Annotated in this window: 18 protein-coding genes and 1 rRNA gene; 5 read left to right on the top strand and 14 right to left on the bottom strand. The window is 66.6% G+C overall.

Going from position 1 to position 24,535, the window contains the following annotated elements; translation table 11 throughout:
- Window positions 1-83: 83 nt before the first annotated feature.
- The 4 genes from LK06_RS24930 to thyX form a co-directional block, all read right to left on the bottom strand.
- Window positions 84-1,610 (bottom strand): 16S ribosomal RNA (locus tag LK06_RS24930).
- 489 nt (window positions 1,611-2,099) lie between these two features.
- The gene (locus LK06_RS24920) at window positions 2,100-3,785 is read right to left on the bottom strand and encodes a ribonuclease J (RefSeq protein WP_039657067.1); all 1,686 of its coding nucleotides are present in this window, start codon (window positions 3,783-3,785) and stop codon (window positions 2,100-2,102) included.
- 157 nt (window positions 3,786-3,942) lie between these two features.
- Entirely contained in the window at window positions 3,943-4,842 is a 900-nt protein-coding gene (dapA, locus tag LK06_RS24915) for a 4-hydroxy-tetrahydrodipicolinate synthase (protein ID WP_039657065.1), read from the bottom strand.
- Between the two features lie 211 nt (window positions 4,843-5,053).
- Window positions 5,054-5,803, bottom strand: a complete 750-nt coding sequence (thyX, locus tag LK06_RS24910) for an FAD-dependent thymidylate synthase (RefSeq protein ID WP_039657063.1) — start codon at window positions 5,801-5,803, stop codon at window positions 5,054-5,056.
- A 168-nt stretch (window positions 5,804-5,971) separates the two neighbouring features.
- Between thyX and LK06_RS24905 the strand changes: the two genes are divergently transcribed.
- Both LK06_RS24905 and LK06_RS24900 read left to right on the top strand, forming a co-directional pair.
- Window positions 5,972-6,208, top strand: coding sequence for a hypothetical protein (locus LK06_RS24905; protein WP_039657061.1), 237 nt, complete (start codon window positions 5,972-5,974; stop codon window positions 6,206-6,208).
- A 90-nt stretch (window positions 6,209-6,298) separates the two neighbouring features.
- Entirely contained in the window at window positions 6,299-6,868 is a 570-nt protein-coding gene (locus LK06_RS24900) for a hypothetical protein (RefSeq protein WP_039657060.1), read from the top strand.
- Between the two features lie 78 nt (window positions 6,869-6,946).
- On the opposite strand, the gene LK06_RS24895 is transcribed toward LK06_RS24900, so the two are convergent.
- From LK06_RS24895 to rpsO, 5 genes are all read right to left on the bottom strand, one after another.
- Window positions 6,947-7,399, bottom strand: coding sequence for a tetratricopeptide repeat protein (locus tag LK06_RS24895; protein WP_039657058.1), 453 nt, complete (start codon window positions 7,397-7,399; stop codon window positions 6,947-6,949).
- Between the two features lie 22 nt (window positions 7,400-7,421).
- The gene (dapB, locus tag LK06_RS24890) at window positions 7,422-8,174 is read right to left on the bottom strand and encodes a 4-hydroxy-tetrahydrodipicolinate reductase (protein ID WP_043435500.1); all 753 of its coding nucleotides are present in this window, start codon (window positions 8,172-8,174) and stop codon (window positions 7,422-7,424) included.
- Between the two features lie 23 nt (window positions 8,175-8,197).
- Complete coding sequence (locus tag LK06_RS24885; RefSeq protein ID WP_039657055.1) at window positions 8,198-9,577, bottom strand: M16 family metallopeptidase; 1,380 nt, start codon at window positions 9,575-9,577, stop codon at window positions 8,198-8,200.
- Entirely contained in the window at window positions 9,574-11,799 is a 2,226-nt protein-coding gene (locus tag LK06_RS24880) for a polyribonucleotide nucleotidyltransferase (protein WP_039657053.1), read from the bottom strand. The genes LK06_RS24885 and LK06_RS24880 overlap by 4 nt, the downstream gene beginning before the upstream one ends.
- Before the next feature lie 383 nt (window positions 11,800-12,182).
- Window positions 12,183-12,470 carry a 30S ribosomal protein S15 gene (gene rpsO / locus LK06_RS24875; protein WP_003997419.1) on the bottom strand — a complete coding sequence of 96 codons (288 nt, stop codon included), beginning with the start codon at window positions 12,468-12,470 and terminating at the stop codon, window positions 12,183-12,185.
- 282 nt (window positions 12,471-12,752) lie between these two features.
- On the opposite strand from rpsO, the gene LK06_RS24870 reads away from it, so the two are divergent.
- Window positions 12,753-13,046: a DUF397 domain-containing protein gene (locus LK06_RS24870; RefSeq protein WP_039657049.1), complete on the top strand. Its 294-nt coding sequence runs from the start codon at window positions 12,753-12,755 to the stop codon at window positions 13,044-13,046.
- 59 nt (window positions 13,047-13,105) lie between these two features.
- Here LK06_RS24870 and eccD read toward each other — a convergent pair whose 3' ends face one another.
- On the bottom strand, window positions 13,106-14,608 hold the full coding sequence (gene eccD, locus LK06_RS24865) for a type VII secretion integral membrane protein EccD (protein ID WP_039657078.1): 1,503 nt from the start codon (window positions 14,606-14,608) through the stop codon (window positions 13,106-13,108).
- A 299-nt stretch (window positions 14,609-14,907) separates the two neighbouring features.
- On the opposite strand from eccD, the gene eccCa reads away from it, so the two are divergent.
- Complete coding sequence (gene eccCa, locus LK06_RS24855) at window positions 14,908-18,873, top strand: type VII secretion protein EccCa (RefSeq protein WP_071659229.1); 3,966 nt, start codon at window positions 14,908-14,910, stop codon at window positions 18,871-18,873.
- Between the two features lie 340 nt (window positions 18,874-19,213).
- On the opposite strand, the gene LK06_RS24850 is transcribed toward eccCa, so the two are convergent.
- The 4 genes from LK06_RS24850 to LK06_RS24830 form a co-directional block, all read right to left on the bottom strand.
- Window positions 19,214-19,516 (bottom strand): WXG100 family type VII secretion target, encoded by a 303-nt coding sequence (locus tag LK06_RS24850; RefSeq protein WP_039657047.1) that lies wholly within the window; start codon window positions 19,514-19,516, stop codon window positions 19,214-19,216.
- A 39-nt stretch (window positions 19,517-19,555) separates the two neighbouring features.
- Window positions 19,556-19,897, bottom strand: coding sequence for a WXG100 family type VII secretion target (locus tag LK06_RS24845; protein WP_039657045.1), 342 nt, complete (start codon window positions 19,895-19,897; stop codon window positions 19,556-19,558).
- A 120-nt stretch (window positions 19,898-20,017) separates the two neighbouring features.
- Complete coding sequence (locus LK06_RS24840) at window positions 20,018-21,211, bottom strand: S8 family serine peptidase (protein WP_078858836.1); 1,194 nt, start codon at window positions 21,209-21,211, stop codon at window positions 20,018-20,020.
- 1,865 nt (window positions 21,212-23,076) lie between these two features.
- On the bottom strand, window positions 23,077-23,550 hold the full coding sequence (locus LK06_RS24830; RefSeq protein WP_052270260.1) for a fungal specific transcription factor domain-containing protein: 474 nt from the start codon (window positions 23,548-23,550) through the stop codon (window positions 23,077-23,079).
- A 505-nt stretch (window positions 23,551-24,055) separates the two neighbouring features.
- On the opposite strand from LK06_RS24830, the gene LK06_RS24825 reads away from it, so the two are divergent.
- Window positions 24,056-24,535, top strand: coding sequence for a hypothetical protein (locus LK06_RS24825; RefSeq protein WP_043433492.1), 480 nt, complete (start codon window positions 24,056-24,058; stop codon window positions 24,533-24,535).

Raw genomic sequence — 24,535 nt, 5'->3', positions numbered from 1 at the left:
CACCCATGAGCAACCAGCATCAGACACTCGCTGATGTACTGGCCTCTGAACCAGGCAAAAACCCGGCTAGAAATGCTCCTTAGAAAGGAGGTGATCCAGCCGCACCTTCCGGTACGGCTACCTTGTTACGACTTCGTCCCAATCGCCAGTCCCACCTTCGACAGCTCCCTCCCACAAGGGGTTGGGCCACCGGCTTCGGGTGTTACCGACTTTCGTGACGTGACGGGCGGTGTGTACAAGGCCCGGGAACGTATTCACCGCAGCAATGCTGATCTGCGATTACTAGCGACTCCGACTTCATGGGGTCGAGTTGCAGACCCCAATCCGAACTGAGACCGGCTTTTTGAGATTCGCTCCACCTCACGGTATCGCAGCTCATTGTACCGGCCATTGTAGCACGTGTGCAGCCCAAGACATAAGGGGCATGATGACTTGACGTCGTCCCCACCTTCCTCCGAGTTGACCCCGGCGGTCTCCCGTGAGTCCCCAGCACCACAAGGGCCTGCTGGCAACACGGGACAAGGGTTGCGCTCGTTGCGGGACTTAACCCAACATCTCACGACACGAGCTGACGACAGCCATGCACCACCTGTACACCGACCACAAGGGGGCACCCATCTCTGGATGTTTCCGGTGTATGTCAAGCCTTGGTAAGGTTCTTCGCGTTGCGTCGAATTAAGCCACATGCTCCGCCGCTTGTGCGGGCCCCCGTCAATTCCTTTGAGTTTTAGCCTTGCGGCCGTACTCCCCAGGCGGGGCACTTAATGCGTTAGCTGCGGCACGGACAACGTGGAATGTTGCCCACACCTAGTGCCCACCGTTTACGGCGTGGACTACCAGGGTATCTAATCCTGTTCGCTCCCCACGCTTTCGCTCCTCAGCGTCAGTATCGGCCCAGAGATCCGCCTTCGCCACCGGTGTTCCTCCTGATATCTGCGCATTTCACCGCTACACCAGGAATTCCGATCTCCCCTACCGAACTCTAGCCTGCCCGTATCGACTGCAGACCCGGGGTTAAGCCCCGGGCTTTCACAACCGACGCGACAAGCCGCCTACGAGCTCTTTACGCCCAATAATTCCGGACAACGCTTGCGCCCTACGTATTACCGCGGCTGCTGGCACGTAGTTAGCCGGCGCTTCTTCTGCAGGTACCGTCACTTTCGCTTCTTCCCTGCTGAAAGAGGTTTACAACCCGAAGGCCGTCATCCCTCACGCGGCGTCGCTGCATCAGGCTTGCGCCCATTGTGCAATATTCCCCACTGCTGCCTCCCGTAGGAGTCTGGGCCGTGTCTCAGTCCCAGTGTGGCCGGTCGCCCTCTCAGGCCGGCTACCCGTCGTCGCCTTGGTGAGCCATTACCTCACCAACAAGCTGATAGGCCGCGGGCTCATCCTGCACCGCCGGAGCTTTCCAGCCCCTACCATGCGGTAGGAACTCATATCCGGTATTAGACCCCGTTTCCAGGGCTTGTCCCAGAGTGCAGGGCAGATTGCCCACGTGTTACTCACCCGTTCGCCACTAATCCCCTCCCGAAGGAGGTTCATCGTTCGACTTGCATGTGTTAAGCACGCCGCCAGCGTTCGTCCTGAGCCAGGATCAAACTCTCCGTGAATGCTTTCCCCGTCATCGGGGTGAACACCACGAGAGCGGAACAATCAGGGGAAATAACCCCGACCGTTCACAGCGTCCTCGCTGTGTGTTTTTCAAAGGAACCTCGCCACCGGAATGATCCGGTAGACGGGGTATCAACATATCTGGCGTTGACTTTTGGCACGCTGTTGAGTTCTCAAGGAACGGACGCTTCCTTCGTACTCACCCTCTCGGGCTTTCCTCCGGGCGCTTCCCTTCGGTGTTTCCGACTCTATCAGATCTTTCCGATCCGATTTCCTCGGTGCTTTCCAGGTTCCCGCTTCCGCGTTTCCCTTTCCGGCGTTCCCGACTTTATCAGAAGTTCTGAGCCGGATTTCCCACCCGCTCCGGGAGTGAACGTCCAGCACATGAAGTGCCGGGCTTCCCGGTTGGGCGGAGCCGTAAACGTACTGGAGCGGGGCGCCCCGATGCAAATCGAGGTGCCCCGCTCCAGGCTCAAACCGACGGGTCGTCAGACCTCCACGACCACAGGGAGGATCATGGGCCTGCGGCGGTACGTGTCCGAGACCCACTTGCCGAGAGTGCGTCGGACCAGTTGCTGGAGCTGGTGCGGCTCCACGACACCGTCCTGGGCGGACCGCTCCAAAGCTTCCGTGATCTTCGGGACGACGTCGGTGAAGGCCGAGTCATCGATGCCGGAGCCACGGGCCTGGATGTGCGGCCCCCCGGTGATCTTTCCAGTGGAAGCGTCCACGACCACGAAGACCGAGATGATGCCCTCGTCACCCAGGATCTTGCGATCCTTGAGCGCCGGCTCGCCGACGTCACCGACCGAGAGGCCGTCGACGTAGACGTAACCGGCCTGGACCTTGCCTGAGATCTTCGCCTTGCCCTGGACCAGGTCCACCACCACCCCGTCCTCGGCAATGACGATCCGGTCGTGTGGAACGCCGGTAAGGGCACCCAGTTCTGCGTTGGCACGCAGATGGCGCCACTCACCGTGCACCGGCATCAGGTTCTTCGGACGGCAGATGTTGTAGAAGTACAACAGCTCGCCCGCCGACGCGTGACCGGAGACGTGCACCTTGGCATTGCCCTTGTGCACGACATTGGCGCCCCAGCGGGTCAGGCCGTTGATCACGCGGTAGACCGCGTTCTCGTTCCCGGGGATCAGCGAGGAGGCCAGGATGACCGTGTCGCCCTCGACGATGCGGATCTGGTGGTCGCGGTTGGCCATGCGGGACAGGGCTGCCATCGGCTCACCCTGGGAACCCGTGCAGACCAGGACCACCTCGTGGTCGGGCAGGTCGTCCAGCGTCCTGACGTCGACCACCAGCCCCGGCGGAACCTTCAGATAGCCGAGGTCACGGGCGATGCCCATGTTGCGGACCATGGAACGGCCGACGAAGGCGACCCGACGACCGTACTCGTGGGCCGCGTCCAGGATCTGCTGGATGCGGTGGACGTGGCTGGCGAAGCTCGCCACGATGATCCGTCTGCGGGCACCGGCGAAGACCTGCCGCAGCACTGCGGAGATATCGCGCTCGTGCGGCGTGAAGCCCGGGACCTCGGCGTTCGTGGAGTCGGCGAGGAGGAGGTCGATGCCTTCCTCACTCAGCCGCGCGAACGCGTGCAGGTCGGTGAGACGGCTGTCCAGCGGCAGCTGATCCATCTTGAAGTCGCCGGTGTGGACCACCATGCCGGCCGGAGTGCGGATGGCGACCGCAAGCGCGTCCGGAATGGAATGGTTGACCGCGACGAACTCGCAGTCGAAGGGACCGACGCGCTCGCGGTTACCCTCCGCCACCTCCAGCGTGTACGGCCGGATCCGGTGCTCCTGGAGCTTGGCCTCGATAAGGGCGAGGGTCAGCTTGGAGCCGATCAGCGGGATGTCCGGCTTCTCACGGAGCAGGAACGGGACGCCCCCGATGTGGTCCTCGTGACCGTGGGTGAGGACGATGCCCTCAATGTCGTCGAGACGGTCCCGGATGGACGAGAAGTCAGGCAGGATCAGGTCGATTCCGGGCTGCTCCTCCTCGGGGAAGAGCACCCCGCAGTCGACGATCAGCAGGCGGCCGGCGTACTCGAAGACCGTCATGTTTCGGCCGATCTCGCCCAGGCCGCCGAGCGGGGTGACCCGCAGGCCGCCTTCGGGGAGCGGCGGGGGCGAGCCGAGTTCAGGATGCGGATGACTCAAAAGACTCTCCTCAACCACACGCGCCACGTACCGGTATGGCACGTGGCGCGCATGACGTTCGTGCGGAAGCAGTTGTCGTTGTGTGGTGCAGGCACCGGTGGCCTGCGTATGCGGTTGTTCTTCAGTTATGAAGCCTGGGTGGTGCGAAGTCTGTTGTTCAGAGTTGTACCCCGCCAGCGGCAAGATCGATCTTGAGCTGGGCAATCTCTTCGGGCGAACACTCGATCATGGGTGCGCGCAGGGGCCCCGCGGGCAGGCCCTGCAGGGCGAGCGCGGCCTTGGTGGTCATGACGCCCTGGGTGCGGAACATGCCGGTGTAGACCGGGAGCAGCTTCTGGTGGATCTCGGTCGCCTTCACCACGTCACCGGTGATGTACGCGTCGACGAGGGCCTTCAGATCGGGTGTGACGAGGTGGCCGACGACCGAGACAAAGCCGACCGCGCCCACGGAGAGTAGCGGAAGGTTCAGCATGTCGTCGCCGGAGTACCAGGCGAGGCCGGACCGGGCGATGGCCCAGCTGGCGCGCCCGAGGTCCCCCTTGGCGTCCTTGTTGGCCACGATCCGGGGGTGCTCGGCGAGCCGGACGAGGGTCTCGGTGTTGATCGGGACGCCGCTGCGGCCGGGGATGTCGTAGAGCATGACCGGGAGTCCGGTGGTGTCGGCGATGGCCGTGAAGTGCCGGTACAGGCCCTCCTGCGGGGGCTTGTTGTAATACGGCGTGACGACCAGGAGGCCGTGGGCGCCGACTCGCTCGGCCTCGCGGGCCAGCTCGACGCTGTGGTGGGTGTCGTTGGTTCCGACGCCGGCCAGGACATGGGCACGATCACCGACGGCCTCCACCACGGCTCGCACCAGGTCCGATTTCTCCGCGTCACTGGTGGTGGGGGACTCACCGGTGGTGCCATTGATGATCAGGCCGTCGTTGCCTGCGTCCACCAGGTGGGCGGCGAGCCGCTGCGCGCCGTCGAGGTCGAGTGCGCCATCCGCCGTGAAGGGCGTGACCATGGCGGTGAGGACCCGCCCGAAGGGGGTCTGCGGAGTCGAGGTCGGAGCCATGGGTAACACGCTACTCGGTGCGCAATGCGCGGTCTGCCCTCGGGGTGCCGGGAAAGTCAGGACAAAGGTGGAACCCGGCACTGCCTGCTCGGGGGTTCAGGCAGTGCCGGGTCCGTTTGATCAGGCTAGATGAACTTCCCCAAATGCCGCAATACGGACACTGCGCAAGGCTGACCCGTACATCCGTTCCGCGCGGGGGAACTGGGATTCGCTACGGAGCCACACGCCCGTTCGCGTTGAAGGCGGCGTGCGTCAGCGGCATGAGCCTGGCCCACTCCGCCTCCATCTTCTCGCCCACCATCTCGATCTCCCGCTGCGGGAAGGACGGCACCTTGGCCAACTCGTGCTGGGTACGCAGGCCCAGGAAATGCATCAGGGAGCGGGCGTTGCAGGTGGCGTACATCGAGGAGTACAGCCCCACGGGAAGGACCGAACGGGCGACCTCGCGGGCCACGCCTTCGGCGAGGAGCTTCTGGTAAGCCGCGTACGCCTGCTCGTACGACTCCTCCAGGGTGCCGCGGACCGTGGCGTGCTGGGCCGGGGTGCCCTCGGTGAAGACGTACTTGCCCGGACGGCCCTGCTGAACGAGCTTGCGTGACTCGCCGGGGACGTAGAAGACGGGCTGCAGCTCCCGGTAACGGCCGGACTCCTCGTTGTACGACCAGCCGACGCGGTGCCGCATGAACTCGCGGAAGACGAAGATCGGGGCGCTGATGAAGAACGTCATCGAGTTGTGCTCGAACGGACTTCCGTGCCGGTCACGCATCAGGTAGTTGATCAGGCCCTTGGAGCGCTCGGGGTCCTTCTTCAGCTCATCCAGGGACTGCTCGCCCGCTGTGGAGACACGAGCGGCGAAGAGCACATCGGCGTCCGAAGCGGCGGACTTCACCAGTTCAACGGTGACGTCACTGTGGAACGTGAGCGACTCGGGGGTGGTCACGGGGGTTGGGGTCCTTCCCATCACTTCTGCGGTTCGCGCCCACCTTACGGGGCATCCTCCAGGGCCGGGGCGGCACCTCGCCTCCAACACCCTGGCCACAGATTTTCCGGACATGGGCACCATTTGCGTCCATCGATCGTCTGTATCCATGAAGACTGCACGTTCGACTCGAAAGGAGAGGCAACCGCGATGTTCCGTCGGCGCGAGCCCGTGCCCTTCGCCTTCCCCACCGAAGTCGACACGTTCCGCAGCAACGTCACTCCCCCGTCCCCTCGGCGGGCGTCCTTCGGGGAGATAGCCGGACGCGGGCTGCTGGGTCTCACCATCGTCAGCGGGCTGGTGGGGGCCCTGATCCTCGGCGTGCCTGCGCTCTCGACACCGTCGGACACGCCGGTGCAGCAGTCCCAGGCGTCCCAGGGACACTGACCCTTCCGGACGCGCAAGGGTGGTGAGCGGCAAGCGGGCCGGATAGCCTCACCGGGCACAGCCCACGCAAGGACCGAGTAAGGACCAGCCGTGCCCCTGCACTTTCTGACCGCCGACCGCACCTTCGAGGCGGCATCCGAGAGCGCGCTGCCGCACCAGGACCAGGATCGCTGGCGGCGCCCCTACCGGCCGGGGCCCTGGCGGGTGGGCGTTGCCGCGCTGGGTCTTCTGCTCGCCTCGTTCGTGTTGTTGGCGGCGGTGCTCATCGCCCTGTCCGGCTCGGTCTTCTCCTCCGGCACTGCCTCCGCCGGGACCGTGCTCGTCGCGGGTCTGGCCATCATCGCCGCTGCGCTGCGACTGCTACGCGTGGGGGTGTGGGTGAACGGGCGCGGGCTGCGCCGGGTCGGCTTCCTGGTGACGCGGACGCTGCCATGGGCCCGGGTGATCTCGGTGCGGACGGCACAGCAGCCGGTGCGCTGGTTGGGTTTGCCCCGCAGGGTGCAGGGTCAGGCGCTGCGGCTGGTCCGCGAGAACCGGCGTCCCGAGGACACACCGCCGTTGCTGACCACGCACGGCCTGGACTTCCTGGGCCGCCCCATGGCCTTCGACCGGGCGGCGGACGCGCTGGAGGCGTGGGCCGCGGAGAACCGGCGCGGCTGAACCGCCGAGCGAAGGCCGGAGGGCCGTTCCGGGTGGTGGTGCGGGCCGGCCCCGGATCGGGCATGGTTCGGTCGTGCGTCAAGCCTGGACGGGTTTGCCGTCGTGCAGGGCGATCGCGCGCTGCATCGCCTTGCGGGCCCGTGGGGTGTCACGGGCGTCGTGGTAGGCGACGGCCAGACGGAACCAGGTCCGCCAGTCGTCGGGGGACGCCTCCGTCTCGGCCTTGCGCCTGGCGAACACTTCGTCGGCCGAGTCGCGGTCGATACGGCCGCTCGGAAGGCGCCTCAGCTCATCCACGGGCAGACCGCCCTCGGCGTCGAGTTGAGAGGCGAGCTGGTTGGCCTTGCGGACGAACTGGGTGTTCTTCCAGAGGAACCACAGGCCGATGACCGGCAGGATCAGCACCGCGATCCCGAAGGTGACGGTGAGGAGCGTGCCGGACTGGATGAGCATGACGCCGCGGCTGCCGACCAGGACGAAGTAGAAGACCAGGACGGCGGCCGTGACGAGGTAGGTGATCTTCGCGCGCATGACGGTTCCGGACTCCGGCCGCTCAGTTCAGATCCAGGAAGTGTTCCAGGCCGAAGGTCAGGCCCGGAGTGGTCACCACGCAGCGGGCACCGAGCAGGATGCCCGGCATGAAGCTGCTGTGGTGCAGGGAGTCGTGGCGGATGGTCAGCGTCTCGCCCTCGGCGCCGAGCAGCACCTCCTGATGGGCCAGGAGGCCACGAAGGCGGACGGCGTGCACCGGGACGCCGTCGACGTCGGCTCCCCGTGCGCCGTCCAGGGCCGTGACGGTGGCGTCCGGCGCGGGGGCCGCTCCGGCCCGGCGGCGGGCCTCGGCGATGAGCTGCGCGGTGCGCGTGGCAGTGCCCGAGGGAGCGTCCACCTTGTTCGGGTGGTGCAGCTCGACGACCTCGACCGACTCGAAGTACGGCGCGGCGATCTGCGCGAACTTCATCGTCAGGACGGCGCCGATGGAGAAGTTCGGTGCGATGAGCACGCCGGTGTCCGGGGACTGGACGAGCCAGCCCCTCAGTTGCGCGAGGCGCTCCTCGTCCCAGCCCGTCGTTCCGACGACCGCGTGGATGCCGTGGCGCACGCAGAAGTCGAGGTTGCCCATCACTGAAGCGGGGGTGGTCAGTTCGACGGCGACCTGAGCACCGGACTTCTCCAGTGTCTCCAGCTTGTCGCCCCGGCCCAGGGCGGCGACCAACTCCATGTCCTCGGCAGCCTCAACCGCCTTGACCGCCTCGGACCCGATCCGGCCCTTGGCACCGAGGACCGCCACGCGCAGCTTGCTCATCTCTTGCTTCCTTACGGGAGTGACTAGGCGACGGCGTCGTGCAGCCGCGCGGCCTGCTTGTCCTTCAGCGGACCTATGACCGCCAGCGAGGCACGCTGTCCCAGGATGTCGCGGGCGACCGAGCGGACCTCGTCCGGTGTGACCGCGGATATCCGGCCCAGCATGTCGTCGACGGACATCTGCTCGCCCCAGCACAGCTCGCTCTTGCCGATGCGGTTCATCAGTGCGCCGGTGTCCTCCAGGCCCAGGACGGTGGAGCCCCGGAGCTGGCCGATGGCGCGACCCATCTCGTCGTCGGAGAGGCCGTTCTGCGCCACGTGATCGAGCTCGTCCCGGCAGATCCTGAGTACGTCGTGCACCTGGCTCGGGCGGCACCCTGCGTACACGCCGAACAGGCCGCAGTCGGCGAAGCCGGAGGTGTACGAGTACACGCTGTAGGCGAGGCCGCGCTTTTCCCGGACCTCCTGGAAGAGGCGGGAGGACATGCCGCCGCCGAGGGCGGTGTTGAGCACGCCCATGGCCCAGCGGCGGTCGTCGGTCCGGGCGAGGCCCGGCATCCCGAGAACGACGTGTGCCTGCTCGGTCTTGCGGGCGAGCAGCTCGACCTTGCCCGCCGTGCGGATGGTGCGGCGACCGTCACGCGGGGCGATGGGCCGCGTGTCCTGCTTCCTGAACGCGTCGGCCTTCTCAAAGGCCGCGCGGACCTGGCGCACGACCTTGTTGTGATCGATGTTGCCGGCGCAGGCGACCACCAGGTGCGTCGGGTCGTAGTGCTTCCGGTAGAAGCGGCGGATGCGGTCGGCGGTGAGGGCATTGACCGTGTCGACCGTGCCGAGGACCGGGCGGCCGAGGGCGTTGTTCCCGAACATGGTGTGCGCGAACAGGTCGTGCACACAGTCACTGGGGTCGTCCTCGGTCATGGCGATCTCTTCGAGGATCGCGCCGCGTTCGACGTCGACGTCCTCTTCGAGGATGAGCGAGCCGGTCAGCATGTCGCAGACGACGTCGATGGCGAGCGGCAGGTCGGCGTCGAGCACCCGCGCGTAGTAGCACGTGTACTCCTTCGCCGTGAACGCGTTCATCTCGCCGCCGACGGCGTCGACGGCGGAGGAGATGTCCAGGGCGCTTCTCCTGCGCGTGCCCTTGAAGAGCAGGTGCTCCAGGTAGTGCGTGGCACCGTTCAGAGACGGCGTTTCGTCGCGGGAACCCACGTGTGCCCAGATACCGAAGGTCGCCGAGCGCACGGACGGCAGGGTCTCGGTAACGATCCGCAGACCGCCCGGGAGGGTGGTCTTGCGGACCGTACCGGTCCCGTTGGCGCCCTTGATGAGAGTTTGGGTACGGGCGACGGCCCGCGTCTCCGAAGAGATGCGGGCCGTCGCCTTGGAGCTACGGGACGTCACTGGTCGGCGTCGTCCTTCTTCGTCTCGTCGGAAGAGCTTTCCTCGCCCTCGATCACCGGAACGAGGGAGAGCTTGCCACGGGAGTCGATCTCGGCGATCTCGACCTGGACCTTCTGGCCCACGCCGAGGACGTCCTCCACGTTCTCCACGCGCTTGCCGCCGGCGAGCTTGCGGATCTGCGAGATGTGCAGCAGACCGTCCTTGCCGGGCAGCAGGGAGACGAACGCACCGAAGGTGGTCGTCTTGACGACCGTGCCGAGGTAGCGCTCGCCGACCTCGGGCATCGTCGGGTTGGCGATGCCGTTGATCGTGGTGCGGGCAGCCTCGGCGGAGGGGCCGTCGGCGGCGCCGATGTAGATCGTGCCGTCGTCCTCGATGGTGATCTCGGCGCCCGTGTCCTCCTGGATCTGGTTGATCATCTTGCCCTTGGGGCCGATGACCTCACCGATCTTGTCGACCGGGATCTTGACGGTGATGATCCGCGGGGCGTGCGGGGACATCTCGTCGGGCCGGTCGATGGCCTCCATCATCACGTCGAGGATGTGCAGGCGGGCGTCGCGGGCCTGCTTGAGGGCCGCGGCCAGGACGGAGGCCGGGATGCCGTCCAGCTTGGTGTCGAGCTGGAGGGCGGTCACGAAGTCCTTCGTGCCGGCGACCTTGAAGTCCATGTCGCCGAAGGCGTCCTCGGCACCGAGGATGTCGGTGAGGGTGACGTAGTGCGTCTCGCCGTCGATCTCCTGGGAGATCAGGCCCATGGCGATACCGGCGACCGGGGCCTTCAGCGGCACACCGGCGTTCAGCAGCGACATGGTGGAGGCGCAGACCGAGCCCATGGACGTCGAGCCGTTGGAGCCGAGGGCCTCGGACACCTGGCGGACCGCGTAGGGGAACTCCTCGCGGGTCGGCAGGACCGGAACCAGGGCACGCTCGGCCAGGGCACCGTGGCCGATCTCGCGGCGCTTCGGGGAGCCGACGCGACCGGTCTCACCGGTGGAGTACGGCGGGAAGTTGTAGTTGTGCATGTAGCGCTTGCGGGTCACCGGGGAGAGGGTGTCCAGCTGCTGCTCCATGCGCAGCATGTTGAGGGTGGTGACACCCAGGATCTGGGTCTCACCGCGCTCGAACAGCGCCGAGCCGTGCACCCGCGGGATGGCCTCGACCTCGGCGGCCAGGGTACGGATGTCGGTGACACCGCGGCCGTCGATGCGCTTCTTCTCCTTGATCACGCGCTCGCGGACCAGGGTCTTGGTGAGCGAGCGGTACGCGGCGGAGATCTCCTTCTCGCGGCCCTCGAACTCCGGCAGGAGCTTCTCGGCGGCGAGTGCCTTGACGCGGTCCAGCTCGGCCTCGCGCTCCTGCTTGCCGGCGATGGTGAGCGCCTGGGACAGCTCCGGCTTGACCGCGGCGGTCAGGGCTTCCAGGACGTCGTCCTGGTGGTCCAGGAAGATCGGGAACTCGCCGACCGGCTTGGCGGCCTTGGCGGCGAGGTCGGCCTGGGCGCGGCACAGGACCTTGATGAAGGGCTTCGCGGCCTCCAGACCGGAGGCAACGACCTCCTCGGTCGGCGCCTCGGCGCCGCCCTCGACCAGCTTGATGGTCTTCTCGGTGGCCTCGGCCTCGACCATCATGATCGCGACGTCGCCGTCTTCCAGGACACGACCCGCGACGACCATGTCGAAGGCGGCGTCCTCCAGCTCGGTGTGCGTCGGGAAGGCGACCCACTGGCCGCGGATCAGCGCGACGCGGACGCCGCCGATCGGGCCGGAGAAGGGCAGACCGGCCAGCTGGGTGGACGCGGACGCGGCGTTGATCGCCACGACGTCGTACAGGTGGTCGGGGTTGAGCGCCATGATCGTGGCGACGATCTGGATCTCGTTGCGCAGGCCCTTCTTGAAGGACGGGCGCAGCGGGCGGTCGATGAGGCGGCAGGTGAGGATCGCGTCCTCACTCGGCCGGCCCTCGCGGCGGAAGAAGCTGCCGGGGATCTTGCCGGCGGCGTACATCCGCTCCTCGACGTCCACCGTGAGCGGGAAGAAGTCGAGCTGGTCCTTGGGGTTCTTGGAGGCGGTGGTGGCCGACAGCACCATGGTGTCGTCGTCCAGGTAGGCCACGGCGGAACCGGCGGCCTGCTTGGCCAGGCGGCCCGTCTCGAAGCGGATCGTACGGGTGCCGAAGGCGCCGTTGTCGATGACAGCCTCGGCGTAGTGGGTCTCGTTCTCCACTAGCGTTTTCTCCGTTACTTATCGTCTTTCGTCCCTTGTTGCCCGTATGGCAGGGGGACAGTTGCCGGAGAAGCGCGCCGTCTGGTGCGGGCCGGTCTTCGATCGAAGCACCCGGGGCTCACTTCCCCCGGGGGCCACTACCGAGGACCGGCGGCGGCGAGGTGCGCTTCTCCTCGTTCCGTGTCGTACGTATTGCGTTCTGCTACCACACTACAAAGCGTGAGTGACACTCCGCACGTTTCCGCACGTACGGCGAAGGTTTCCGCACATGCGGCGAAGGGATCGCCGGACGTGCGGTGCGGGGGTTCCGCGTACGGCACCCCCGCATACGGCAAAGGGAGCGGTCCCCGAGTCCTTCCGGGAACCGCTCCCTTCACGGCACTTTACTTGGCGCCCGCCGCACCGCGGCGGATGCCGAGGCGGTCGACCAGCGCGCGGAAGCGCTGGATGTCCTTCTTCGCCAGGTACTGCAGCAGGCGACGGCGCTGACCGACGAGGATCAGCAGGCCACGACGGGAGTGGTGGTCGTGCTTGTGGGTCTTGAGGTGCTCCGTCAGGTCGGAGATCCGGCGGGAGAGCAGAGCGACCTGGACCTCGGGGGAGCCGGTGTCACCCTCCTTGGTACCGAACTCGGCAATGATCTGCTTCTTCGTGGCGGCGTCGAGCGACACGCGTACTCCTCTTGGTCTGTGAGTGGCCACCGAGTGCCCCCGGTCTTCTTCGCGGGGGAGCTTCCTCATACTCGGGAGGCGGGGATCCGCTGGGCGCGGCCTCCAAAACCTTCGGGATGACCCGTGCGGTTCTTGGGGGTGCGTACACAAACGGCCGTCACCGAGGGTACCAGGAGGTGGCGGACGCACTTCCCCGGGTCCTCGAACCGACCGGGCGGGACTCCACCGGCCACTAGGGTGAGCGTCGGGAGCGAACGTACGCCGGAAGGGGATCGCTGCACGATGACGGAAACGGAAGCGGAGACCAGGGCGCGCAAGGTACGGGAGCGCGACGAACTGTACGGCCTCGACATCTCGGGGGTCGAGTGGCACTGCGCTCCGGGTACCGAGGAGGACAAGGAGCGGGTCGAGATCGCTTACCTGCCCGGTGGCGCGGTGGCGATGCGGTCCTCGCTCGACCCGGACACCGTGCTGCGTTACACGGAAGCAGAGTGGCGGGCGTTCGTGCTCGGGGCGCGGGACGGGGAGTTCGATCTGGAACCGACGCCGCACAACGGGGGGCTCGAAGCGCAGTGAGCGGCCCCGCAGAGCGGTGACCGGGCCCCGGCTCACGCAGAGCCGGAGCCCGGCTCACGTCACTTGCTCGTCATCGCGCGCGCCGTCGCGTACACGTCGAAGACCGCCAGGGTGAGCGGGATCAGCGTCAGCAGGACGAAGCCCTCGCAGATCTCCAGGAAGCGGCCCCAGAACGGGGTCGGCCCGCCGCGTGGCAGGATCAGGCCCAGCGCCGTCACCAGTGCGGCGGCGGCGGCGATGACCGCGATCAGCCACAGCGTGCGGATGTCCAGGTCGGTGCGGTCTCCGGCGAGTGCCGCGAGCATCACGTGCCGCGGTGGGTTGAGGGCCAGGCCGAGACCGAGCAGGACCAGGGAGGCCAAGCCCGCGCCCAGGACGGGTGCCACCTGAGCCGTGTAGCGGAAGAGTCCGGCACGCATCAGCATGGCGATTCCGGTGGCACAGGCGAGCAGCTGGGCCCAGACGTCGTCCGAGAAGCCCAACACGGCCGAGGCCCCGACGGCGAGCAGCGCGCAGCCGCCGACCAGACCGACGAGGAGCTCGTGCCCGCGCCGGGCCTGTGCCTCGATGCGCTCGGTGTCCACGGGCTCCGGCGCGGCGAACTCGGTGCCGTGGGCGGAGCGCAGGGGGGCGCTGCTGGGGTCCTCGAAGCCGATGGGCAGCCGGGCGAAGCGCATCGACATGCCGGGCAGGAAGGCGAGGGCGCCCACGGCGACGGGCGCGCACAGGCCGGCCATTTCGGTCGGGGTCCAGCCGCTGAGCGTCGCGACGAAGACGACGACCAGGGCGATCACCGAGGCGAACAGGAAGGCCACGAAGGGGCCGTCGCCGTGCGGCGAACAGAGCGTGAGGATCAGTGCGGCGACGAGAACGCCCGCGCAGGCCAGCAGGAACTGGAGTCTGCCGATACCCTCCCCGCCGTTCAGCGGCAATAGTCCGCTGCCCGCGACCCCGATGTTGGGCAGCGCGCCCAGACCGAGGGCGACGGCCGAACTGCGGTCGTCGTAGACGCGGGCGCGGACCGCGGAGAGCGCGACCAGGAGGATGCCGGTGACGGCGGCGAGGATGCCGGCCAGACCGTGCATGTCGTGGCGGGGGTCGGCGGTCCAGGCGACGAAGGCGAGCAGCGTCGGCAGCACCCCGGCGCCGACTAGGCCCGCAACCCGAGTCAGATCGCCGCTCCAGAGTGTGTGCTGCTTGGTCACGGCGGAGGCGACGGCTTCGGCGACGTCGTCAAAAACGGCCGGCGGTAGGGACTCCGCGAACGGGCGCAGGGCGAGGAGTTCGCCGTCGAGAATGCGCTGGGCGGCGAACGAGCGGGCGTGGTCCAGCACGGTTCCGTCGGTGCGGACGAGGTGGTAGCCGACCGGGGCCCCCTCCTCGGGGCTCTGCCGGGACAGCCGGAGGATCTCCGGGCTGAGGTCCGCGACCGGGACGTCGTCGGGCAGTGCCACGTCGATACGGCTGTCCGGCGCGACGATGGTGACCCGGCAGAAGCCGAGTCCGGTGCCGGACCCGGAAGGGGCTCCCCTCCCGGGTCCGCCGGTGGCGGCGGCCGTCATGCTCACCTGCTGCTCCCCCTGAGTGATGGTGGTACGTCTGTGTCGTGAAGGTCCCGTGCCGGTTCGCCCCGTACACGGCGGCAGGACGCCCTGCGGCGAGTCCCGTGGGTCTTCCCGCCACGAAGTAGCGGGAGTTGACCCGGTTCGCCCAGCCTGCTCGATGTGTGCTCACGCGAACATCCGGCACCCTACCGCTCACCCGTGTTCCGTGAACTCAGTAGGATCACGCGGCGGCCTGCGCTCGCCGGACACGGGGCGGCGAGCGGAAAGCCTGGGTCGTGCAAGGGAATTGGTGAGCGGTGAGCCAGATTGTCGTGAAGCGCCCGGCCAGGGCGCTGCCGTCCGAGGTGCCCACGGAAGAAGTCGCCGTCCAGCCACCGCCCGAACTGCCGCGGGGGCCCCAGGAGAGCGTACTCATGCAGCTGCTGCCCACCCTGGGCATGGGGGGCTCGGTGGTGTTCTTCTTCACGAACGGACAACCGTTCATGAAGATCATGGGCATGATCATGATCGCCTCGACGGTGGCGATGTCCCTTGCGATGGTGGTCCGCTTCCGGCGTGGTTCCCAGGGCCAGCTGGCCGACATGCGGCGCGACTACCTCGGCTATCTGTCGCAGACGCGCAAGGCAGCCGTCCAGACGGCGAAGGTGCAGCGGGACGCGCAGTACTACCTGCACCCCGCGCCCGAGCAGTTGTGGGCACTGGTCGCCGAGGGCAGCCGAGTGTGGGAACGACGGTCGGGGGACGAGGACTTCGCGCACGTGCGCGTCGGCCTTGGCCCACAGCCCCTGGCGACCCCGCTGGTCGCCCCGGAGACCGGACCGGTCGAGCAGTTGGAACCACTGACCGCGGGCGCGATGCAGCGCTTCCTCGCCACGCACAACACCGTGGGAGATCTTCCGATGGCGGTGTCGCTGCGTGCCTTCTACCACGTCACGGTCAGTGGTGAGCCGCAGTCGGTACGGGCATCGACCCGCGCCCTGGTCGGCTCGCTGGCCTCGCTGCACTCTCCCGAGGACCTGGTCATCGCGGTGGCCACGGGCCGGGAGGCGCTGGCCCACTGGGACTGGGTGAAGTGGCTGCCCCATGTGCAGGTGCCCGGTGAAGTGGACGGCGCGGGCTCGCGCCGGCTGATCGGCACCGACCCGCGCGAGCTGGAGGACCTGCTCGCCACCCGGCTGAGCGGCCGCCCGCGCTTCCACCCGGGCGCGGCCCCACTGCTGGACGAGCCGCACATCGTCCTCGTGCTGGACGACCTGTCCCTGCTGCCGGACTCAGCGCTCGCCAATCCGGAAGGCCTGCAGGGCGTCACGGTGATCGAGCTGGTACCGGGCGACCTCACGGCGGCGGGCGGCGACCTGTCCATCATGGTGCAGCCGGGCGAGCTGCACCTGGAGTCCGGGCACGGCACGGCCTACGAGGGGGTCCCGGACACCCTTTCCTACGAGTCCGCCGAGGCGCTGGCCCGGCAACTCGCGCCGCTGCGCATGGCGTCGGGGGGTGACGACGACGAACCGCTGCTCGCCAACCTGGAGTTCACCGATCTCCTCGGCCTCGGCGACGCGGCATCCGTCGACACCAAACGGACGTGGCGGCCCCGGGCGCTCGCGGAACGGCTGCGGGTACCGATCGGTCTCGGCGAGGACGGCCGACCCGTGATGTTGGACCTGAAGGAGGCCGCACAGGAAGGCATGGGCCCGCACGGCCTGTGCGTCGGCGCAACCGGTTCCGGCAAGTCGGAACTGCTGCGCACCCTGGTGCTGGGCCTCGCCGTCACGCACTCCTCCGAGACACTGAACTTCGTCCTCGCGGACTTCAAGGGCGGCGCGACCTTCGCCGGAATGGCGCAGATGCCGCACGTGGCAGCAGTCATCACCAACCTCGCCGACGACCTCACCCTGGTCGACCGCATGGGCGACTCGATCCGCGGTGAGTTGAACCGCCGCCAGGAACTCCTGCGCGATGCGGGCAACTACGCCAACATCCACGACTACGAGAAGGCCCGTGCGGCAGGTGCTCCACTGCAGCCGATCCCGTCCCTGGTCCTGGTGATCGACGAGTTCAGCGAGCTACTGTCCGCGAAGCCGGACTTCATCGAGATGTTCGTGCAGATCGGTCGGATCGGCCGTTCGTTGGGCGTGCACCTGCTGCTTGCCTCCCAGCGCCTGGAGGAGGGCCGTTTGCGCGGCCTGGAGACGTACCTGTCCTACCGGATCGGTCTGCGCACCTTCTCCGCAGCGGAGTCCCGCGCCGCGCTCGGTGTCCCCGACGCCTATGAACTGCCGAACGTCCCCGGTTCCGGATTCCTCAAGCACGGCACGGACGAAATGGTCCGCTTCAAGGCGGCGTACGTCTCTGGCGTGTACCGCTCGGGCGTGCAGCCCGCGGCCCTGTCCGGCGGACCGCTGCCGGTGGACCGCCGGACGGTGCTGTTCACCGCCACCGAGGTACCCGTGCAGTACACGGCCGTCCCACAACAGCGCACCGAATCCCGGTCGGACAAGGACGACGCGCTGGCCGACACGGTCCTCGATGTGATCGTGCACCGCCTGGAGGCGCAGGGGCCGGCGGCGCACCAGGTGTGGCTGCCGCCGCTGGAGAGCCCGCCGTCGCTGGATGCGCTGCTGCCCGGTCTGGCCGCGGTTGAGGGACGCGGCCTGGCCCAGCCCGGTGACGAGGGCGCAGGCCGTCTGATCGTGCCGGCCGGCCTGGTCGACAAGCCGTACGAGCAGCGCCGCGACCGTCTGCTGCTCGATTTCTCGGGCGCCGCGGGCCACATGCAGATCATCGGCGGTCCGCAGTCCGGCAAGTCCACCTTCCTGCGCACGTTGATCTGTTCGTTCGCCCTCACCCACACGCCGCACGAGGTGCAGTTCTACGGCCTGGACTTCGGTGGCGGCGGTATGGCAGCGGTGAACGGCCTGCCGCACGTCGGCGGCATCGCCTCCCGTCTGGACCCGGAACGTGTCCGACGTACGGTCTCCGAGGTCTACGGCGTCCTGACCCGCCGCGAGGAGTACTTCCGCACGGCTGGCATCGCCTCGATCGCCGACTACCGTGCCCGCCGCGCCCGCGGCGAGATCTCCGTCACCGACCAGCCCTGGGGGGACGTCTTCCTGGTCGTCGACGGCTGGGGGAACTTCCGCACGGACTACGAGGCCCTGGAACCGGCGGTCCTGGACATCGCGGCGCGTGGCCTCGGCTACGGCATCCACGTGATCATCACTGCGTCCCGCTCGATGGAGGTCCGGGCGAACTTGAAGGACCACCTGATGAACCGCCTGGAACTGCGGCTCGGGGACGTCATGGACTCCGAGATCGACAGGAAGGTGGCCGCGAACGTTCCCACGGGGGTTCCGGGCCGCGGTCTGTCCCCGCAGAAACTACACTTCATGGCGGCGGTCCCGCGTATCGACGGCCTTACCTCCGACACCGACCTCGCCCGGGCCACGGCGGCGCTGACCGCCGAGGCCGGCCGGCACTGGCAGGCACCGGGCGCTCCCGCGGTACGGCTGCTGCCGCGCCAGCTGGAGGCGGTCGAACTGCCGCGGGGCGACCGTTTCCCGGAGCAGGGCGTCGCCTTCGCGCTAGATGAGGACAACCTGGAGCCGGTGTTCCTGGACTTCGAGCAGGACCCGTTCTTCCTGGTCTTCGGCGAGAGCGAGTCCGGCAAGTCGAACCTGCTGCGGCTGCTGATCAAGCAGCTTTCGCTGCGGTACGGGGGCGACGAGGTGAAGTTCTTCGTGGTGGACAACCGCCGTTCCCTGCTGGACATCACGCCGCCCACGCATTTGGCGGAGTACATTCCGATGTCCAGCCAGATGGACCACCACATGGTGGCCCTGGCCGACCTCATGCAGCGCCGCACACCGACGGCCGACGTCACCCCGCAGCAACTGCGCGATCGGAGTTGGTGGCGGGGCCCGCAGGTGGTCGTGGTGGTCGACGACTACGACCTCGTCTCCACGTCCACCGGCAACCCGCTCGGAGGCTTGACGGAGATGCTGCCCTTCGCCCGCGACGTGGGCGTCCGCTTCATCATCGCCCGCTCTTCCGCGGGCGCGGGCCGCGCCTCCTACGAGCCGTTCATGCAGCGTATGAAGGAACTCGGCGCCCAGGGCATCGTCCTGGCGGGTGACTCCACGGAGGGCGATCTCCTCGGCGGGGTTCGGCCGCGCCCGATGCCGGCAGGGCGCGGGGTATTCGTCTCACGGAAGCGGGGGAAGCCGCTGGTCCAGACGGGGTTGGTGGACGTGGAGTACTGAGGTCCGTACCGGTGCGCCTTGGCAGGCGGGGTACCGGGTGCGGCTCCGGGAGGCGTGACCGGGGAAGGGACGTCTCCGGGATAGACATCTGCCGGGCGAATCCCCGGGGCCGGTGGCCACGGGAGCCGTCGGACCCGGCGTGCACCGGGCCGGTGCTTCGGGAACACGCCGAGCTCAGAACACCGATAGCGGATACCGACCACGCCGTCGACTCGAAGACGCGATTGCCGCCCGCGGAGGGCACCGGGCGCACCGGTCTTCGGGCACGGCAAGGGGTGGGCACCTCCCGTGCGTGCCCACCCCGGTGCTGCGCCTCGTCGGCTGGCTCTACCGCGAACCCTCACATGAAGTAGCTCGCGGCCTTCCGGTCGCCGCCCTGGTAGTCACCGCCGGCCGCGTGCACGACCCGGCCGATGGCGGCCAGGGCCTCGTGAATGCCCTTGGCCTCGCGGTCCCACGCGGCCTGCTGTTCGGTGTAAGCGTGGTGGGCCTCGCCCTCCCACATGCTGGCGACACTGGCGACCTTGTGCTGGATCGCCTCAAGACTTTCCTCAAGCCGCCGCGCGTGGTTGGCCAGCTGGGTCGCGGTCTCATCGAGACCGTGATACGAGACTTCCAGCTCACCGCTGTTGTTGACACCCATGATTGCTCCGTTGCTGAGAAGTGATGGCCTGGGGAGAGATCAGTAGCTGGACAGCGCGGAGTGCGAACCCCCGAAGTCCACGTCGATGCTCTGGACCTGGGAACGGACCTCGCTCTCGGTGCTGTCCTTGATCTTCCGGGTGGTGTTCATGGCCTCGATGAACTTGGCGAGGATGTTGCCGATCCGAACCATGCGCTCGTTGATCTCGGTCTGCTTGGCGTTGAAAGCGCCGGCGCCGATGCCCTTCCAGTGGCCTTCGAGGCCGTCGATGATGGCCTGCAGCTCCTTGAGCTGGCCCTTGACACCCTCGAATCGGTGCAGAAGCTCCTTTTCAAGGGCGATGATGTCCTTGTCGCTTACCTTCTGGCGCTGCATCGCCATTTCCATGCCTTTCGTAGGGAACTGGCCTTGCCGGGGTGCTGAAACACACATCAGGCGTCAACACTGACGGCAAGTGGACCTCTGCTCGTGAAGCGAGCGAGCAGGTATGTGGGAGACTCGTCAGCCGTTACGGCGTGCGCGCAACACGGCATAACCTGCGCCTCCGATGACTAGTACGGCTGCCACCGCACCAATGATCACCCAGGCCTGGGTACCGCTGGCGGAACCATCGTCTTCCGCAGCAACGGAGGCGGAAACACCGGGGGATCCCGCGCTCTTTGACGGTTCCTCGGGGGAAGCGGGGGAGGCAGAGGCTCCGGCAATGCCGTCCTGAGCCGCGAGGGGGTCCGCATCGGCCGAGCCCGGGTTGATGTGCGGATTTTCGAGTACCTTGCGCGGTCTGATCAAACCGTAACCGAGGTACGTGCTTGGTTTGTTTCTTGGCCACTTACGGCCAGCCGTGTCGACCAGCGTTCGGAGTACCTGATTGGCCGTCCAGTCAGGGTGGGCTGACCAGACAAGGGCCGCGGAAGCGGAAGCGATGGCTGAGGCAGCACTTGTGCCCTTTACCTTGCAGTACTGGGTGAAGGTGTTGTCACACCAGCCCGGCACATCGACGCCAGGGGCACCGAAGTCGACGTAGTCACCGTGCTCTGAGAACTTGGCAACAGTGCCCGATTCATCCGCGGCAGCTACGCCATTGACGTAAGGATAGAAGGCAGGATACTCAACTTGGTTCTTCTTTGTCATCGCTTCATTCCCCACGGCAGCAAATATCAGCTTCCCCTTGGAGACTGCATACTTGATCGCTTCCTCGGTTTCGGGATCGTAAAAAGGCCCACCGAAAGACATATTGATGATCTTTGCATCACTGTCTGCCGCCGCTCTAATAGCCTCAGGGTCGGTAGAGGTCTTGACCTTCTCCTTCCCTTTCAAAGATTCAACCGAGATACGAAACGGGATAATCTTTGCTCCGGGTGCAAGGCCTTTGATGCCGCCGCTCGCACCCGTACCGGCGATCAATTCAGCCATGGTCGTCCCGTGCCCTCGGTAGTCCACCGTGACGTGATACGAAACAGATTTCGGTACCTCGTCGACAAGCACCTGACCCCTCAAGGAAGGAGTCGTCGGATTGACACCACTATCGAGGACGGCAACCTTCACCCCTTTACCAGTGCTGACCTTCCACATGTCTTGTGCTTTCATCGCCTTCAGATACCACTCTTGTGGCTGGGCGTCCAAAGCCGCGGCGCTGGGAGCCAACTCCGCAGAAACGATCATCAACGCACCCAGTACCGAAAACACAGTGGTCATACGCTCTTTGCATCGCTCTGTGAGGGGTACAGTCCTGCTGCTACGTCTCCTGGTCCCTGGCTTCATGACTGCGTACGTCCTCGCTTGTGTTCAATCACTCTTCTGTGACGCGTCGCGCCGTCGCCTATCCTCTCGACGGTACTGTTCGCTCGCTGCCGACGCACTGGCCCGATTCGCCGCTGTGCCTCGCCCCTGCCTCTCTCCCACCGCGCCACGGCCAACTACCGAGCTGCCAGCCCTGCCCTCGGGCTCCGCAGGCACCGAAGTCCTCTTGCCGCGAGAGGCGTCAACCGCTTCCTCAAGGTTGTTCGCAGAACGGAGAAGGTGCTGCTCATTGCCCATTTCAGCATTCGCAGGAGGCGCACCAACGACTCCACGCCGACCAAGAAGACCTTTCACTGGGGCTGAGGAAGGCAGTTCGTCGGAGCCGATGACCATACCTTGCGGAACACGAGAGCCAGGGACTGGGCCGGAGCGACCCATTACAGGCTTGCCGCCAATGACACCGTTACGAGCAGGGCTGAGAGAACGGTTCACACCGGCGCGTCCACTGATATCGGCCTCTCTCGGGATGCCGCCGACAACACCCCGCCCGACGGGCGGATGTTCCGACTGTGCCACCCCCCGTGCACCAGGCTGCCCGGCCGAAGTTGCACGTCCAACAGTTCGGGCGGCCTGCCCCAGAGGTTCCTGCTGTACCCGTTCCCCAGCGTTGGCACGCCGAGTCTGCCCTGCAGACTCTTGCGGCACCCGGCCACTCGCAGTGCCTGGAGGACTCGTACGCCCTTGTGCGGATACGGGTAGGCCGTTGACCGTGTTACGGCCGTTGGGAAGTTGCACCGGCCCGGTGGCCAATGGCGGTACGCGTCCCCCGCCTACAATCGGAACAGTTGGTGTCCGGTTTGAATGAGGTGCTGCAGGCGCGTGTACAGGTAGCGTACTGACGGTGTCGATCCGCGTACCGACGTGTGGATCCGGCTCGATGAATGATGCCTGGGCTTCCTTGACCGGTTGGATGTGCCCACCGGGAAGCACGTCCGGGGTGTGGTCTGCAAGATGTACGCCGCTTGAGGCGGCCGCAGTGGGCTGGCCCTCCACTCTTCCGCCAGTCGTCGGCGCCATACGAGAGCGGCTTCCAGCACCGGGAATAGCCTGGTGGAAGTCTCTCCCATCCAGCGTTGGCTTCGGTACCCCCACATCCGGCATTGCCTTGAACGGCCGGGGTCCCTCTTGACCCTGCTTCTCCAAGTGGCCCGCGGACACGGCATAGTAGGAGGCCAATCGGTTCATCTGATTGATGGCCTCTTGCCGGTCCCTCTCCACCTCCACGGCCGTCACGTAGGCCGGATCACTGTCGACCTGCTTGGCCTTCGGCAACTCGGTGGGGAGTTTCTGATCAACGGCAGGCCGTGGGTCACGCGACGGCATCGCCTTGCGCACGGAGGCGAGTCCCATCCCTGCCGCAGAGATCTGCGTGGCCGCTTCATTGGCCGACTCGGCAAGGGTGGTACTCCAGTTAGCGAGTTCGTAGCCCCAGTCACGAAACGCTGTGGCGGCCTCTCCCTCCCAGTGGACCCTACTGATGTGGGCTCTCAGCTCCACGGCGGCCTCACCGATGGCCTTGTGTGCATCCCACAGTGCCTTGCTAGCCAGTTCCAGGTGTTCAGGGTTGGCATGCTCAACCAGGTCGATCATGTCATTGATCTTGTGGTTCTCGAAGTTGGTCGAGCCGAAGGCGTTGACACGAAGGCCACCGAACGGCATGACCTCCAGTACGCCCTCCACGACATCGACCATGCCGACCTGCTGGTCGGCCTGGTCCGTGCCGGGCTTGTACTGAGGCTGTTCCTGCCAGTTGTCACTCATCAGTATTCGCCTTCGGTCGAGGAGTTGCCGCTACGCCCCGCATGCGCCTTGTCGGCGCCCCCATACCCTGCATCCGGCCCGCCGACCTGCCTGGTCTTGGCCGCCTGCTGGTACTCCTGATGCAGGTGTGACTGGATCTCCCAAAAGCGCCGGCGCACCTCTTCGTCGACGTCGTCGTAGTCGGTATCGGCAGCCTTCACCGCAAGCCTCAGCGCCTCGATGTGCAGTCCCAGGGACTTCGACAGGCGGGTAAGACGTTCGTGTACCTGCTTGTACTGCACGTACAAGATGTGTGCCTCAGTGAACGGCACGTTCGCACCGCTGAACGAAGCCCGACCGATCGCGTGCCGAGCGATGTTGGGCGACGCACCCGGCGAGCTCTCGAATGTCGACAATGCGTCGTGCACGCGCTTCTGGAAGATCTCCAGAGCCCCGAGGCCGCGCCTCAGATCCGAGCCGCCACCATCACTCACCGCGACCCCTCCCCCATTTCCCCGTTGGTCCAGCTGTCGACGGCCCGGACAGCTGTACCCGCCCTCCGACCCCTCACAGACCACTGTAGTCACTGTGTAAATCGTGGCCAACTGAACTCTGGAACGCTCCAGTTGCACCGAGGTCTCAACGTGACCAGGCCCGAGTCACCCAAGCATGACAAGGAAGTCACATACGGCAGAAAAGTTGCCGGCCGTGCACAGAAGACTCATGCTGCGCCGGCACCGGACGTGTCCGCCCGACGAAGGCGAGGCTTTGTAGTCGCAAATCCCGCTCCTGAAGGACCCGGTTCGCATGGCGCCATATGGTCCAAACGGTTCCAGCAACCGGGTGATCGACGTGACCGACGAGCGGCAGCCCATCGGGGCCTCCTCCGAACCTTCACACGCGTCAGGCGTAGTCGACAGGCGTGACGCAGATTTTCCCCGGTCAGGGTTGCTAGCTTGACCCAACGTCGGAACAGCCGCATGGGGAAGGTGTCCTTCCATGGCATGGGACGAGTGGGAGCAGCTCAAGGTCCGGGCTGCCGGGCGGCAGCCAACCGCTGCGCGCCTCCACGGGTTACCGGCGGACGCCAGCGGCTTAGGCAGGGAGGGAGCCAGGGACCTGGTGGTCCGCCAGGACGACCTGGGGGCAGTCGGGCACAAGGCCAACACCCTCTACCACGAGGTGAAGTGCCAGGCCGACATCGCCGTCGAGGCCGATGGGAACGCGACCGGCTCAAGCTCACAGGCAGTGGTCGACCTGAAGTCGCACGGCTTCCGGACCGGTGGCGCCCTGGAGACCGCCCTCGAGATGTGGACCTCTCAGGTGAAGTCCGTGCTGCAGGCGTGTGCCCACATCTCCGACCACCTGGAATACACCGCGAAGCTCCACTCGGAGGATGACGCCAGGATCGGTTCCGTGCTCCGCAGCCACGACGGACCAAGCGTGTCGGTGTCGAAGCTCAACCAGTACTTCAAGTAG

The sequence above is a fragment of the Streptomyces pluripotens genome (genome assembly GCF_000802245.2).
In the GTDB taxonomy this organism is placed as follows: Bacteria; Actinomycetota; Actinomycetes; order Streptomycetales; family Streptomycetaceae; genus Streptomyces; species Streptomyces pluripotens.
This window is presented reverse-complemented; position numbering and strand designations above follow the sequence as displayed.

What these genes read in the sequence shown, in the direction of transcription:
- dapA (WP_039657065.1), bottom strand. Translation starts at nt 4,842, where the DNA reads ATGGCTCCGACCTCGACTCCGCAGACCCCCTTCGGGCGGGTCCTCACC.
- thyX (WP_039657063.1), bottom strand. Translation starts at nt 5,803, where the DNA reads ATGGGAAGGACCCCAACCCCCGTGACCACCCCCGAGTCGCTCACGTTC.
- LK06_RS24905 (WP_039657061.1), top strand. Translation starts at nt 5,972, where the DNA reads ATGTTCCGTCGGCGCGAGCCCGTGCCCTTCGCCTTCCCCACCGAAGTC.
- LK06_RS24895 (WP_039657058.1), bottom strand. Translation starts at nt 7,399, where the DNA reads ATGCGCGCGAAGATCACCTACCTCGTCACGGCCGCCGTCCTGGTCTTC.
- dapB (WP_043435500.1), bottom strand. Translation starts at nt 8,174, where the DNA reads ATGAGCAAGCTGCGCGTGGCGGTCCTCGGTGCCAAGGGCCGGATCGGG.
- LK06_RS24870 (WP_039657049.1), top strand. Translation starts at nt 12,753, where the DNA reads ATGACGGAAACGGAAGCGGAGACCAGGGCGCGCAAGGTACGGGAGCGC.
- eccD (WP_039657078.1), bottom strand. Translation starts at nt 14,608, where the DNA reads ATGACGGCCGCCGCCACCGGCGGACCCGGGAGGGGAGCCCCTTCCGGG.
- LK06_RS24850 (WP_039657047.1), bottom strand. Translation starts at nt 19,516, where the DNA reads ATGGGTGTCAACAACAGCGGTGAGCTGGAAGTCTCGTATCACGGTCTC.
- LK06_RS24845 (WP_039657045.1), bottom strand. Translation starts at nt 19,897, where the DNA reads ATGGCGATGCAGCGCCAGAAGGTAAGCGACAAGGACATCATCGCCCTT.
- LK06_RS24840 (WP_078858836.1), bottom strand. Translation starts at nt 21,211, where the DNA reads ATGACCACTGTGTTTTCGGTACTGGGTGCGTTGATGATCGTTTCTGCG.
- LK06_RS24825 (WP_043433492.1), top strand. Translation starts at nt 24,056, where the DNA reads ATGGCATGGGACGAGTGGGAGCAGCTCAAGGTCCGGGCTGCCGGGCGG.